At 66.5% G+C, this 13,252-nt stretch carries 12 protein-coding genes; 6 read left to right on the forward strand and 6 right to left on the reverse strand.

Features of this window, described 5'->3' with window-relative positions:
• Position 1 precedes the first annotated feature (1 nt).
• Both MKD50_RS17845 and MKD50_RS17850 read right to left on the reverse strand, forming a co-directional pair.
• The gene (locus MKD50_RS17845) at positions 2–988 is read right to left on the reverse strand and encodes a PAS domain-containing protein (protein ID WP_115699615.1); all 987 of its coding nucleotides are present in this window, start codon (positions 986–988) and stop codon (positions 2–4) included.
• Entirely contained in the window at positions 985–1,899 is a 915-nt protein-coding gene (locus MKD50_RS17850; protein ID WP_252667994.1) for a LysR substrate-binding domain-containing protein, read from the reverse strand. The genes MKD50_RS17845 and MKD50_RS17850 overlap by 4 nt, the downstream gene beginning before the upstream one ends.
• A 100-nt stretch (positions 1,900–1,999) precedes the next feature.
• Here MKD50_RS17850 and MKD50_RS17855 point away from each other — a divergent pair, with 100 nt between their 5' ends.
• From MKD50_RS17855 to MKD50_RS17880, 6 genes are all read left to right on the forward strand, one after another.
• Positions 2,000–3,085 (forward strand): tartrate dehydrogenase, encoded by a 1,086-nt coding sequence (locus tag MKD50_RS17855; protein ID WP_252667996.1) that lies wholly within the window; start codon positions 2,000–2,002, stop codon positions 3,083–3,085.
• A 272-nt stretch (positions 3,086–3,357) separates the two neighbouring features.
• On the forward strand, positions 3,358–4,950 hold the full coding sequence (locus MKD50_RS17860; protein WP_256503765.1) for a BCCT family transporter: 1,593 nt from the start codon (positions 3,358–3,360) through the stop codon (positions 4,948–4,950).
• 130 nt (positions 4,951–5,080) lie between these two features.
• Positions 5,081–6,217, forward strand: coding sequence for an aromatic ring-hydroxylating oxygenase subunit alpha (locus tag MKD50_RS17865; RefSeq protein ID WP_252667998.1), 1,137 nt, complete (start codon positions 5,081–5,083; stop codon positions 6,215–6,217).
• Positions 6,218–6,255: 38 nt separating this feature from the next.
• Complete coding sequence (locus tag MKD50_RS17870) at positions 6,256–7,704, forward strand: NAD-dependent succinate-semialdehyde dehydrogenase (protein ID WP_252667999.1); 1,449 nt, start codon at positions 6,256–6,258, stop codon at positions 7,702–7,704.
• Between the two features lie 30 nt (positions 7,705–7,734).
• Positions 7,735–8,712 carry a PDR/VanB family oxidoreductase gene (locus tag MKD50_RS17875; RefSeq protein WP_252668002.1) on the forward strand — a complete coding sequence of 326 codons (978 nt, stop codon included), beginning with the start codon at positions 7,735–7,737 and terminating at the stop codon, positions 8,710–8,712.
• A 54-nt stretch (positions 8,713–8,766) separates the two neighbouring features.
• Positions 8,767–9,843: a porin gene (locus MKD50_RS17880; RefSeq protein WP_252668004.1), complete on the forward strand. Its 1,077-nt coding sequence runs from the start codon at positions 8,767–8,769 to the stop codon at positions 9,841–9,843.
• 72 nt (positions 9,844–9,915) lie between these two features.
• Here MKD50_RS17880 and MKD50_RS17885 read toward each other — a convergent pair whose 3' ends face one another.
• The 4 genes from MKD50_RS17885 to MKD50_RS17900 form a co-directional block, all read right to left on the reverse strand.
• A complete protein-coding gene (locus MKD50_RS17885; protein WP_240071558.1) occupies positions 9,916–10,275 on the reverse strand; it encodes a RidA family protein in 360 nt (119 codons plus the stop codon).
• 85 nt (positions 10,276–10,360) lie between these two features.
• Complete coding sequence (locus tag MKD50_RS17890) at positions 10,361–11,737, reverse strand: NAD(P)/FAD-dependent oxidoreductase (RefSeq protein WP_252668006.1); 1,377 nt, start codon at positions 11,735–11,737, stop codon at positions 10,361–10,363.
• Complete coding sequence (locus MKD50_RS17895) at positions 11,734–12,081, reverse strand: (2Fe-2S)-binding protein (protein WP_115682293.1); 348 nt, start codon at positions 12,079–12,081, stop codon at positions 11,734–11,736. Before MKD50_RS17895 ends, MKD50_RS17890 begins: the two co-directional genes overlap by 4 nt.
• Positions 12,071–13,204 (reverse strand): NAD(P)/FAD-dependent oxidoreductase, encoded by a 1,134-nt coding sequence (locus MKD50_RS17900; protein WP_252668008.1) that lies wholly within the window; start codon positions 13,202–13,204, stop codon positions 12,071–12,073. The genes MKD50_RS17895 and MKD50_RS17900 overlap by 11 nt, the downstream gene beginning before the upstream one ends.
• Positions 13,205–13,252 lie beyond the last annotated feature (48 nt).

Here is a 13,252-nt window from a genome sequence, read left to right on the forward strand (position 1 = left end):
GTCAGGTCGCCCGCATCGCCAGGGCGTAGTACGACACGCCGTCATCGCTGCGCTCCAGCACCGCGCGCACCGTCACCGGCAGTTCGCTTCCATCTTCCCGTTGCAGTTCGGCGGCAAACGTCGCGCGGGGCCGGTTGCGCGTCATCCGGCGCAGGCGGGCCCCGGCCTCGGCGCAGCGCCTTGCAAACCCTTCGCCCAGCAGCGCCTCGGCGTCGCCGCCGACCATCGCCACCAGCGCCGCATTGACCGATTCGCACCGCAGCTTGCCGTCCAGCAGCGCCATGCCTTCCGAGGTCAGCTCGAACACCGCCCGGAACCGCGCCTGCTGGTCGCGCAGTGACTGCTCGGCGAGCTTGCGCGCAGTGTTGTCCATGCTGATGCCGACGATCTTGACGATGCGTCCGTCGAGTTCGCGCACCGGCGTGGCGCGCGACGAGATCCAGCGGATGCTGCCGTCGGGCTGGATCAGGCGGAAGTCGAATTCGTGGGCCTTGCCGGTGCGCACCGATTCCTCGTAGGCGGCGTTCATCATGGGGACGTCATCGGCGGGCACATGCTTCCAGAAGCTTTCGTTGCTGACGATGCGCCAGCCGTACACGGCCTCGACGTTGGACGAGTAGGTCACGTCGTCGGTGATCAGGTTCCATTCCCACGTGACGATGCGCGCGCCCTCCTGCGCCAGCTTCATGCGCGCCTCGCTCTCCATGATCTCGGCGGTATAGCGGCGGCGCATGTCGGTCATGGGGATTTCCACCGCGCTGGAGGTTTCGGCCTCTTGCCGGGCCTGTTCGCCGTAGCGCAGCCAGATCCAGTTGACATCCAGGAACGCCGCCAGCTTGCGCAGCTTCTCGTAGTCGATCTCGCCGCCCCGGGTCCACTTGTGGACGGCCGGACGCGACACGTCCAGCGCGTTGGCCACCGCCTGCAGCGTGAGCTTCTTGTGTTCGAGCAGTTCCTTGAGGCGGAAGGCAAAGCTGTTTTCTGTCATGTTGTGGATTCCCCCGTGGCACCGCCGAGATGCCGCATGAAAAACTCGACGCAGGCGCGCACGCGCGCGGAGCCGGACAGGCGCGAAGGATACACCGCCCAGATATCCGCGTCCTGGCGGTAGTCGGGCAGCACCTGCACCAGGCGCCCGGCGTGAAGGTCGGGCGCGATATCCCACATCGAACGCAGCATGACGCCATGCCCGGCCAACGCCCAGCCGGTGACGATCTCCCCATGGTTGGACGACAGCCTTCCGCCCACCTTGACGCTGCGCTCGCCCTCCGGCCCCGTCATGCGCCAGATGCCAAACGGGTGGTCGCGCTCCTTGGTGACCAGGCAGTCGTGCTCCGACAGCGCCTCGAGCGTCTGCGGCACGCCGCGCGCCGCCAGGTACGAGGGCGCCGCGCACAGCACGCGCCGGTTGCGCGCCAGGCGGCGGGCGATCAGGTGCGGGGCAATGTCGTTGCCGATGCGGAGGTCGAGGTCGATGCCTTCGGCCACCAGGTCGACCAGCTTGTCGAATACGTCGAAGCGGATTTCCAGCCCCGGAAACTGCTGGCAAAGCGTCGAGATCAGCGGCGCGACATGGCGCCTGCCGAAGCCCACGCTGCTGCCGATGCGCACCAGCCCGCGCGGGGCGCTGCCGGCGGCTGCGATTTCATCCCTCAGCTGCCCGATCTCGTCGAGCATGTGGCGAGCCCAGCGGCACACGCGCTCGCCGTTTTCCGTCAGCGATACCTGGCGCGTGCTCCGGTGCAGCAGTTGCGCGCCCAGCACCTGTTCCAGCGCCTTGACGCGCTTGCTGACATAGGCCGGCGAACTACCCAGTTCTTCGGCGGCGGCGACGAAGCTGGCGCGCTGCGCGACCAGGCAGAACACCCGCAGGTCTTCCAGTGGGGGCAGATTATTCACGATTCGTGTTTCCTGTATCCACGCTGGCGCGGATGATCCGCGCCGGGTTTCGCGGCATTCTCGATCGGACCTGACCACCCGACCCGAGCGAGACACCGCCATGACCACACCATTTCCCGCTGCCTTCCGCATCGCCGCCATTGCCGGCGACGGCATCGGCAACGAAGTCCTGCCCGAAGGGCTGCGCGTCGTCGAAGCCGCCGCGCGCAAGTTCAACCTGCCGATTGAAGTGCGCCACTTCGAATGGGCCAACTGCGACTACTACCTGCGCCACGGCAAGATGATGCCGGACGACTGGAAGCAGCAACTCGACGGCTTCGACGCGATCTACTTCGGCGCCGTGGGCTGGCCCGACAAGGTGCCCGACCACATCTCGCTGTGGGGCTCGCTGCTCAAGTTCCGCCGCGAGTTCGACCAGTACGTCAACCTGCGCCCGGTGCGCCTGCTGCCCGGCGTGCCGTGCCCGCTGGCCGGCAAGAAACCCGGCGACATCGACTTCTACGTGGTCCGCGAAAACACCGAGGGCGAGTACAGCCCCGTCGGCGGCCGCATGTACGAGGGCACCGCGCGCGAGATCGTGATGCAGCAGTCGGTCTTCAGCCGCCACGGCACCGACCGCATCCTCAAATACGCCTTCGAGCTGGCGCAATCCCGTCCGCGCAGGAAGCTGACCTCGGCGACCAAGTCCAACGGCATCGCCGTCAGCATGCCGTGGTGGGACGAGCGCACCGCGACAATGGGCGCGCAGTACCCGGAGGTGGCATGGGACAGCCAGCACATCGACATCCTGTGCGCGCGCTTTGTGCTCCAGCCCGAGCGCTTCGACGTGGTGGTGGCCTCCAACCTGTTCGGCGACCTGCTGTCGGACCTCGGCCCGGCCTGCACCGGCACCATCGGCCTGGCGGGCTCGGCCAACCTGAACCCGGAACGCAGGTTTCCGTCGCTGTTCGAGCCGGTGCACGGTTCGGCGCCGGACATCTACGGCAAGCAGGTCGCCAACCCGATCGGCATGATCTGGTCGGGCGCGATGATGCTGGACTTCCTTGGCGGCGAAGCCGGACGCCGGGCGCATGACGCCATCCTCGCCGCCATCGAGACCGTGCTGCGCGAAGGTCCGCTGACGCCGGACGCCGGCGGCAAGGCCGGCACCAGCGAGGTGGGCAAGGCCATCGCGGCCGCGCTCTGAACCTGCGCGGCGGGCGGAACGTGATGCCGGGTTCGCGCCCGGCATCGTATTCCCACAACGCAGCGCGCACCGTTCGTCACACCCGCAATTTTTTTCCACGCGGAGCTTGTGCATGTCCGGAATTTTGCATAGAGTTTCCGTTAACTAATAGTTACTGTAAACCATTAGTTAACAAAATGCAAGCAATCTGAACGCGGGCACGCCCGCGCCCGGGCAGACAAGTTCCACCCCAAAACCAACCCGTGCGCCACGACGCATCGGAGGAGACGCACTTGAAAACTCCCACGCCCCGCCTCGACGGCTTCCTGACCGTCTGCACGCTCACCGCCGTGCTGGTCACCGTCATCGCCATGGTCCGCTGGCCCGCCGAAGCGGCCGCCACCGCCACCCTGCTGTTCGAATGGTCCACGCGCTCGTTCGGCTCGCTGGTCCAGATTTTTGTCTTCGGCTGCGTCATCGCCTGCCTGGCGCTGGCCTTCAGCAAGTACGGCAACGTGCGGCTGGGCGAAGGCAAGCCCGAATACTCCACGCTGTCATGGGTGTTCATGTTCATCTGCGCCGGCATGGGCTCGTCGACCATGTACTGGGGCGTGATGGAGTGGGTCTACTACTACCAGTCGCCCGGCCTGAACGTGCCCACCGGCACGCGCGAGGCGCTGGAGCACTCCATCAGCTACTCGTTCTTCCACTGGGGTCTGAGCGCGTGGGCGGTGTATGCGCTGCCGTCGCTGGCGATGGCGTACCACTTCCATGTGCGCAAGAACAAGGGGCTGAACCTGGCGTCCATCGTCGAGGCCATCACGGGTTTCCGCGCTACCGGGCCGGTGGGCCGGCTGGTGGACCTGATCTTCCTGCTGACGATGTTCGGGGCGCTGACGGTGTCGATCGCGCTGACCGCGTCGACCTTCACGCGCGGCCTGTCCGGGCTGTTCGGCGTGCCGGATACCTTCGTCACGCAGCTGGTCGTAATCGTCGGCGTGTCGGTGCTGTTCTCGGCGAGCGCCTACGTCGGCATCGACGGCGGCATGCAGCGCCTCAGCCATATGGTGTGCTGGGGCGCGCTGCTGCTGGCCGCGGTGGTGTTCGCGATCGGGCCCACCCTGTTCGCCGGCAATAACATCGTCAACGGCCTGGGCCTGATGCTGCAGAACTACGTGCACATGAGCCTGTTCACCGATCCCACCGGCGACGGTGCCTTCAGCCGCGGCTGGACCGTGTTCTACTGGCTGTGGTGGGTGTCGTACTCGCCGGGCGTGGCGATGTTCGTGGCGCGCGTGTCCAAGGGCCGCAAGATCAAGGAAGTCATCTACGCCCTGCTGCTGGGCGGCAGCGTCGGATGCTGGTTCTTCTTCGGCGCGCTGGAAAGCTACAGCATGCACCAGTTCATCACCGGCGCCATCGACGTGCCGCGCATCCTGAAAGAGCATGGCGGCGAGGCCGCGGTGGAAATGCTGCTGAGCGCGCTGCCGGCCGGAAAGGTGTTCCTGGCGGTGTACCTGGCGATCATGATCGTGTTCCTGGCCGCCCACGTCGATGCCGTGGCCTACGCCGTGGCCGCCACCACCAGCCGCCATCTGAAGGAGGGACAGGACCCGTCGCCGACCAGCCGCGTGTTCTGGTGCGTGATGCTGACGCTGGTGCCGCTGGCGATGCTGTTCGTCAAAGCCTCGCTGGAGACCATGAAGACCGCCGTGGTGCTGACCGCGATCCCGTTCCTGGTAATCCTTGCGATCAAGTTGTTCGGCCTGTTCCGCTGGCTGATGCAGGACTATGCCGACACGCCGGCCCACCTGATCGAAACGGCCCGGCCCGAAGCCGAGGGTGCCGTGACCACCGAGCGCCAGGCCGCCATCGCCAAGGCCTGATCGCGCCAGAGGGGGACGTGCCTCGGCGTCCCCTCTCGAAAAATTTTGCCGCCAACTGGCTCTTTTTTTACGCCTTGTTGTTAAACAACATTTAACTAGTAACCACAAATTAACCAAAGGATACGGAATCATGGAGAAGACCCTGGACACCGCCGCCGTCAAGCTGCCTGCCGGCTTCTGCGCCGACGACGAAAACGCCTGGACCTTGCCCGCCTCCTTCTACACCAGGGACGCGGTGTTCGAGTACGAGAAGGAGAAGATCTTCGCCACCAGCTGGATCTGCGTGGCCCACCGCAGCGAACTGGCCGAGTCGAACGACTACGTGACGCGCGAAGTCATCGGCGAAAGCATCGTCGTGCTGCGTGACCGCGAAGGCGTGCTGCGCGCCTTCTACAACGTCTGCCCGCACCGCGGCCACCAGCTGCTGCAAGGCAGCGGCCGCGCAAAGAACGTCATCACCTGTCCGTACCACGCCTGGACCTTCAAGCTCGATGGCGAACTGGCGCTGGCACGCAACTGCGACAACGTGCCCAATTTCGACAAGAGCAAGTCGAGCCTGGTGCCGGTGCGGGTCGAGGAATACGCCGGCTTTGTCTTTATCAACATGAACCCGGACGCCGGCAGCGTCGAGGAACAGCTGCCCGGCCTGGAAGCGCGCATGCGCGCCGCCTGCCCCGCCATCGACGAGCTCCACCTCGGCGCCCGCTTCGTCACCGAGACGCCGGCCAACTGGAAGTCCATCGTCGACAACTACATGGAGTGCTACCACTGCGGCCCGGCGCACCCCGGCTTCTCTGACTCCGTGCAGGTCGACCGCTACACCCACACGCTGCACGGCAACTGGACGCTGCAGTTCGGCCATGCCAAGTCGTCGGAGAACTCCTTCAAGCTGGACGAGTCGGTGAAGGACCCCAGCTTCAGCGGCTTCTGGGCCTGGCCCTGCACGATGTTCAACGTGCCGCCGGGCGCCAATTTCATGACGGTGATCTACGAGTTCCCGGCCAGCGCCGAAGTCACGCTCCAGCACTACGAGATCTACTTCCTGAACAAGGAGCTGACCGAGGAGCAGCAGAAGCTGGTCGAGTGGTATCGCGACGTGTTCCGCCCCGAAGACCTGCGCCTGGTCGAAAGCGTGCAGAAGGGCCTGAAGTCGCGCGGCTATCGCGGCCAGGGCCGGATCATGGTCGACCGCCAGCGCAGCGGCATCAGCGAGCACGGCATCGTGCATTTCCACCGCAAGGTGGCCAGCGAATACGAAGGCGCGTGAGCGCCGGTACAGCCAAACCCGAAACGGAGACCAGACCCATGCAACTGAAGGACAACGCCCTGTTCCGCCAGCAGGCCCTGATCGGCGCCGAATGGACCGACGCCCCCGACGCCGCCACCGTGGCCGTGACCGACCCCGCCACCGGCGATCTGGTCGGCACCGTGCCGCTGATGCGCGAGGCCGGCGCCGTGGCCGCGATCGAGGCCGCCAATGCCGCCCTGCCCGGCTGGAAGGCCCGCACCGCCAGGGAGCGCGCCGCGCTGCTGCGCAAGTGGTTCGACCTGATCATCGCCCACGAGGACGACCTCGCCGCCATCATGACGCGCGAGCAGGGCAAGCCCCTGGCCGAGGCGCGCGGCGAGGTGCGCTACGCCGCCTCGTTCATCGAGTGGTTCGGCGAGGAAGCCAAGCGCCTCTATGGCGATGTGATCCCCTCCCCCGCCGCCGACAAGCGCCTGGTGGTGGTGCGCGAGCCAATCGGCGTCTGCGCCGCGATCACGCCATGGAACTTCCCGGCGGCGATGATTGCGCGCAAGGCCGCTCCCGCGCTGGCGGCCGGCTGCACCATGGTGGTCAAGCCCGCCAATGAGACCCCGTTCAGCGCCCTGGCGCTGGCTGAGCTGGCGCTGCGCGCCGGCATCCCCGCGGGCGTGCTGAACGTCGTCACCGGCGACGCCGCGGCGATCGGCAGCCAGTTCACCGGCCACCCGCTGGTGCGCAAGCTGTCGTTCACGGGTTCCACCCCGGTCGGCCGCCTGCTGATGCAGCAATGCGCCAGCACGGTCAAGAAGGTGTCGCTGGAGCTGGGCGGCAATGCGCCCTTCATCGTGTTCGACGACGCCGACATCGATGCGGCGGTCGAAGGCGCGATCCAGGCCAAGTACCGCAACGCCGGCCAGACCTGCGTCTGCGTCAACCGCCTCTATATCCACGACGCCGTCTATGACCAGTTCGTCGAGCGCTACGTGAAGAAGGTGGCCGGGCTGCGCGTCGGCAACGGCTTCTCCGCGGGCAGCGAGATTGGCCCGCTGATCACCGAGAAGGCGGTCGCCAAGGTCGGTGAGCTGGTGGCTGATGCCGTGAGCAAGGGCGCGCGCATTGCCATCGGCGGCGGCGTGCATGAGGCCGGTGCGCAGTTCTTCGCGCCGACGGTGCTGGCCGACGTCAAACCCGGCATGCGAGTGCTGGACGAAGAGATCTTCGGTCCGGTCTCGCCCATCGTCCGCTTTACCTCGGAGGCCGACGTGGTGCGCATGGCCAACGACACCATCTACGGCCTGGCCGCCTACTTCTTCAGCCGCGACATCGGCCGGGTCTGGCGCGTGGCCGAGCAGCTCGAGTACGGCATCGTCGGCATCAACACCGGCCTGTTCTCGAACGAGGTGGCGCCGTTCGGCGGCGTGAAGCAGTCGGGCCTGGGCCGCGAGGGCTCGAAGTACGGCATCGAGGACTACCTCGAGATGAAATACCTCTGCATGGCGCTGTAACGCGCGGCAGCATACCCGGAAGACAGCAGCATGGGCAATTTCTACCAGACCCTCCAGGTGCGGGTCTCGCGCATCGAGCACGTGACCCCGCTGATCAAGCGCTTCACCATGGAAGCGCTCGACGGCGGCGAGCTGCCGCCCTTTACCGGCGGCAGCCATGTCATCGTGCAGATGCGCGACGGCGAGCGCCAGTACAGCAACGCCTACTCGCTGATGAGCTCGCCCGACGCGCTCGGCAGCTACCAGATCGGCGTGCGTCGCGAAGAGCAATCGAAAGGCGGCTCGGCGTTCCTGCATGACAAGGTGGCCGAGGGCGACGCGCTGACCATCACCACGCCGAACAACCTGTTCGCACTGGACCATGGCGCGCATCACCACGTGCTGATCGCCGGCGGTATCGGCATCACGCCGTTCATGTCGCAGATGCACGAGTTGCGCAAGCGCGGCGCGTCGCACGAACTGCACTACGCGTTCCGCGCCGACGAGCACGGCGCGTTCCGCGATGAACTGGCAGCGCTCACGCAGCAGTCTTCCGGGGGCCAGGTCCGCTTTTACATCGACAGCCAGGGACAGAAGCTCGACCTGTCCGGCCTGCTGGGCGGCATGGATGCCGGCGCGCATGTCTATGTGTGCGGCCCGGCCCCGCTGATCGACGCCGTGCGCCAGGCGGCGCAGGACGTGGGCCTCGATCCGGCTCGCGTGCACTGGGAACAGTTCGCCGCGCCGGAACAGGCGGGCGACGCCTTCACCGTGGTGCTGGCCAAATCCGGCAAGACGGTCGAGGTTGGCGCGGGCGAGTCGATCCTGAAGGCGATCGAGCGCGACGGCACCGTGCCGGTCGAATGCCTGTGCCGCGAAGGCGTGTGCGGCACTTGCGAGACCCGCATCCTGGAAGGCGAGGCGGTGCACTTCGACCAGTACCTGAGCGACAAGGAGAAGACTGCGCAGAAGACGATGATGATCTGCGTCTCGCGAGCCAGGGGCGGCAAGCTCGTGCTCGACCTGTAAGACCACGACAGGCCGGCGCATCGGACGCCGGCCACCATCCACCGAGGAGACCCCATGAGGAAATCAGCCAGCCTGTGGCTGCTGGCGGGCGCACTGCTGCCCGCCGTTTCGTATGCGCAGTCCAGTCTGACGCTCTACGGTGTGATCAGCACCGCCGTGCGCTACACCTCCAACATCGACGGCCGCCATCACGACCAGGGCGAGCTGGTCTCCAGCGGCATCGGCGGCAGCCGCTGGGGCCTGAAGGGCGACGAAGACCTGGGCGGCGGCAACAAGGCGGTGTTCCTGCTCGAGAACGGCTTTGGCACCGACGACGGCAAGACCGCCTATAGCGCGCTGTTCGGCCGGCAGGCATACGTCGGCCTGTCCGGCGACTGGGGCACGCTGACCTTCGGCCGCCAGTACAACGCCCTGAACAACATCGCCTGGTCTTTCGATCCGCTCGACCAAGGCTGGGGCAATTTCTGGTCGGACCCGCTCTACACCGGCGGCGATATCTTCTTCCAGGGCTACCGCGTCAACAACAGCGTGGTCTACAAGAAGAAATTCGGGCCGGTCAGCGTGCAGCTCGACTACGGCTTCGGCGAGCGCCCCGGCAGCATGGCGCGCGGCGCGACCTTCGGCGGTGGCGTGATGTACCAGGACGGGCCGCTGGCGCTGGGCGTCGCCTATGACCAGCAACGTCCCGGCGGCGGCGACAACACGCTGCACAACTACTCGGTCGGCGCCTCCTACGTGATCGGCAAGGCCACCGGCTATGCCGGCTACATGGGCCGCCGTGAGACCAATCCGGACGCGCGCTTCTGGATCGCCTTCGTCGGCCTCGGCTATCAGCTCACGCCGGCGCTGCACCTGTCGGGCGCCTATTACCGCTACCAACAGAACGGCACTGTGACCACCCAGTTCCAGGCCACGCCGGTGGTGCTGGGGAGCGGCAATGCCGATGCGATAGCGGCGGTTGCCGACTATGCCCTGTCGAAACGCACCAGCCTGTTCCTCGAGGCCGACGCCACCTTCGCACGCGGCGGCACGGTCGGCCGCGAGACCGAGTACTGGGCCGGCACGCCGGTGACCGATGTCCGCAGCACCACGCGCGTGGGCGTGATGGCCGGGATCAGGCACGTGTTCTGAGGGGGCTTCAGCGGTACGGGCTGCGCGGCCGGCGCCACGCCGCGCGCCCGACACGGCGCTCTCGCCAACACGTCAGTCCGCCGTAGCGGCGGTGACAATGATTTCCACCAGAATGTCCGGATGACCCAGTTCGCACTGCGCGGTCGCTCGCGTAGACGCGGCGTTCGGCGCCGTCCATGCGTCCCAGATCTCGTTCATGCCTTCGAAATCCCGCTCGAGGTTCTTCAGCCAGATCTGTGCGGTCAGCAGGCGTCGCTTGTCGGTGCCAGCGTCGGCGAGGAACTTCTCGATCTTGGCAAGGGTCTGCCGGGTCTGGCCCCGAATGTCCTGGCTGCGGTCATCGGCCGTCTGGCCGCCCACAAATACCATGCCGTTGTACACCACCGCGCGGCTACGTCGTTGGTCCGTAGCGATTCGCCGGATTTCAGCCATAGGTCCTCCTGGTTGAGGCTGTTGATAGTCATGCAGAACCGGTGTGCCGGCGGGGCTATGCCATGGCCCCGGCCAGGCCGCGGTGCTATCCCGCCAGCTCGCCCAGCGTGACGGGCTTGATGGGTGGACGGATGCGGTAATAGCCCACTTCCTGTGGCGCCACGCCGCGTCCCTGCGCGATCAGTTCGGTCACGGTCAAGCCGCAGAGGCGCCCCTGGCACGGGCCCATTCCGCAGCGTCCAAACGCCTTGGCCTGGTTGGGGCCATGGCAACCCACCTCGACATACTTCCGGATGGTCCCCGCCGTCACTTCCTCGCAGCGGCAGACAATGACGGCGTCATCCGCGGGCATGCGATGCGAGTCGCTGGGGCGGTACAGCGCATCCAGGAAGGGGCGGATGCGCAAGTGTCTTTGCAGCTCGGCACGCATCGATGACTCTCTCACCTGCCGCTCGCTCACGCCGAGTCGCTGCAACCTGGAAGCAATCGACAACGCGGCCAGCCTTCCCTGCACCGCGGACGCCCTGGCACCGACAATGCCTCTGCTGTCGCCCGCGATATAGATGTGCGTGTCTTCAATTTCGCCATACTCGTCCGTCTCCGGAATCCAGCACAGCTGGGCATCGCTCCAGTTGTGCCTGGCCCGCAGCGCCCAGCTGATCTGGGTATTGGGCACGACCCCCTGGTGGAGCAGTACCAGCGAGGTGTCGATACGACGCTCGACACCCCGGTGCGTGAAGCACAGGGCTTCGGCCCGAGTTTCGCCCTGGATGGCGAGGGCTTGCGCTCCCGCATACACCGGGACGCGATGGCGCCGCAGTTGCCTGAACATGTCCATGCCCTTGCGCAGGTCCCGCCAACCGCGCAAAGCCGCCGGCAGATGGGAGACGGCGCGCAGATAGTCAGCGCGCTGCGTGGTGTGCACGACGGCCTTGAGCTCGATGCCCGCGCGCAGATATTGCACGGCCAGCAGGTACAGCAGCGGCCCGCAGCCTGCCAGGACCGCCGGCTGCCGTGGCAGCGCCGCCGCGCTCTTGATCAGGATCTGCGCCGCCCCAGCGCCCATCACGCCGGGCAGCGTCCAGCCTGGCAAGGGGAAAGGACGTTCCATGGCCCCGCTGGCCAGCACGATGGACCTGCCCTCGACGGCGTGGCTGGCACCGTCCTGCAGATAGCTGACTTTCCGGTCCCGGCCGACGTTCCACACCGAGGCCCCGGCGATATGCCGCGCTCCCGACGCGGCGAAGGCCCTTGTCAGCGCCGCGCCGGCAACATAGTCATCGCCAAGGACCGCGCGCAGCGTCGGGCTTGCCGCGTCGACATTCCGATAGATCTGGCCGCCAGCCGCCGGCTGTTCATCCAGCACCGCGACGCTCAGCCCCCACTGCCGCGCTTCGATCGCTGCGGACAGTCCAGCCGGGCCCGAGCCCACCACGACCACATCGAACACTGCACCGTTCATGCTTCAACCTCTTCCTGGATAGCAATTGCCGAGGCACCTTGCTGGCGCTTGATGACCATGCCGTCCCGGACCGGAGTCAGGCAGGCCTGGCGGCTGGGTTTTCCGTCGATCTCGACCAGACACTCGAAGCAGACGCCCATCATGCAATACGGCGCACGCGGCGCGGATGTCACCGGCGTGGTGCGGAACGGGGCCACACCGTTCAGCAGCAGCGCCGCGGCAACGGTGGCACCGGCCGGCGCCCTCAGCGGCTGGCCTTCAAAGGTCAGGGTGACGGTGGACGATCGATCGGTCTCGACCGCCGTGAATAGCGGTGCACCAGCGGCGTGGTCATTAGTGGGCATTGGCAAAGCTCCTGGTGGGGTCGAGGTAACGATCCCCGGCGAATTCTTCGATATCGTCCGGTGCGGGTCCAAGTCCGGAAATCCATGGCCCTACGACATAGGCATGCGTGCCCGCAAGCGTCACGCCACTGTGGCTGGCCGCGACGAATGCTCCCGGACATGACCGGGATTCCTGGTAGATCGGGTGTCCATCCGGCGTCATCACGCGCAGCGCGCCCCAGGCGCGGACCAGGCGCACGTTGGCCAGCAGCGGGAAGGTGTCCACGGCACGCCGTGCGATCCACTCAATGGCTGATACGGTGGTGCCATCATCGAAGCCAACATCCTCGATGGAATAGCCAAGCTGCACCGTCCCTTCCGCCGTCTGCCGCGCCTTGTTGGTCGGATAGGGCAAGAACGGCCTGAGCCGCTCGGTGATCAGGACCTGGCCCCGGTTTGGCTCGACCGGCGCGTGCAGCCCCACCTGCGGCGCGAGCTGCTTGTTGCCCAGTCCGGCCGCCAGCACGAGCCGGTCGCCGCTCCAGCTCCGGTTGTCCGAACCTGCCACGACAAAGCCGCCGTTGGTCCGATGGCGCACGGCAGTCACATCCACCCCCGAAAACACCTGGGCGCCCAGCGCTTTCAGACCCGCGTGCAAGGCGTGCAGCAGCTTGAGCGGATTGACATGCCCGTCCAGCGGACACCAGCTGCCGCCAGCCACCTTCGGTCCGATGGCGGGGAGATGGGTCTTCAGCTCGGCATGCTCCATCATCCGGTAGGGCACGCCCGCACCCGTGTGCCTGAGACGCTCCAGCAGCTTCTCGCGAGCGCGCATTTCCGTTTCGCTGAACCCTATCCAGAAGCCGCCTGCCTGTTGCAGATCGACGTCGATCCCGGTGAGGGACAGCAACTCGGCCGCGAGCGGTTGCCAATGATCGATGGCATCCTGGGACCAGCGCGCATAGCGGGGAAACCCGTCGCCTTTGCTCTGGAGCCATACCAACCCAAAATTTCCCCGCGAAGCGCGGTTCGCGATGTCGCCCTGGTCGAGCAATGTGACCGGCGCCCCGGCTTTCGCGGCCCCGAAGGCTATGGCCGCACCCACCACGCCGCCCCCCACAACGATGACTTCTTCCTTGCGCATGTCTATCCTTCGGCCGCCCCATCCTTCAGTCCGGCACAATGCGTTCTC

The organism is Cupriavidus mimosae (assembly GCF_023952485.1).
GTDB lineage: Bacteria > Pseudomonadota > Gammaproteobacteria > Burkholderiales > Burkholderiaceae > Cupriavidus > Cupriavidus taiwanensis_C.

Excerpts from the sequence above, each read along its gene's own strand:
- MKD50_RS17880 (WP_252668004.1), top strand. The coding sequence starts at position 8,767 with ATGAGGAAATCAGCCAGCCTGTGGCTGCTGGCGGGCGCACTGCTGCCC.
- MKD50_RS17865 (WP_252667998.1), top strand. The coding sequence starts at position 5,081 with ATGGAGAAGACCCTGGACACCGCCGCCGTCAAGCTGCCTGCCGGCTTC.
- MKD50_RS17875 (WP_252668002.1), top strand. The coding sequence starts at position 7,735 with ATGGGCAATTTCTACCAGACCCTCCAGGTGCGGGTCTCGCGCATCGAG.
- MKD50_RS17885 (WP_240071558.1), bottom strand. The coding sequence starts at position 10,275 with ATGGCTGAAATCCGGCGAATCGCTACGGACCAACGACGTAGCCGCGCG.
- MKD50_RS17855 (WP_252667996.1), top strand. The coding sequence starts at position 2,000 with ATGACCACACCATTTCCCGCTGCCTTCCGCATCGCCGCCATTGCCGGC.
- MKD50_RS17890 (WP_252668006.1), bottom strand. The coding sequence starts at position 11,737 with ATGAACGGTGCAGTGTTCGATGTGGTCGTGGTGGGCTCGGGCCCGGCT.
- MKD50_RS17845 (WP_115699615.1), bottom strand. The coding sequence starts at position 988 with ATGACAGAAAACAGCTTTGCCTTCCGCCTCAAGGAACTGCTCGAACAC.
- MKD50_RS17900 (WP_252668008.1), bottom strand. The coding sequence starts at position 13,204 with ATGCGCAAGGAAGAAGTCATCGTTGTGGGGGGCGGCGTGGTGGGTGCG.
- MKD50_RS17870 (WP_252667999.1), top strand. The coding sequence starts at position 6,256 with ATGCAACTGAAGGACAACGCCCTGTTCCGCCAGCAGGCCCTGATCGGC.
- MKD50_RS17895 (WP_115682293.1), bottom strand. The coding sequence starts at position 12,081 with ATGCCCACTAATGACCACGCCGCTGGTGCACCGCTATTCACGGCGGTC.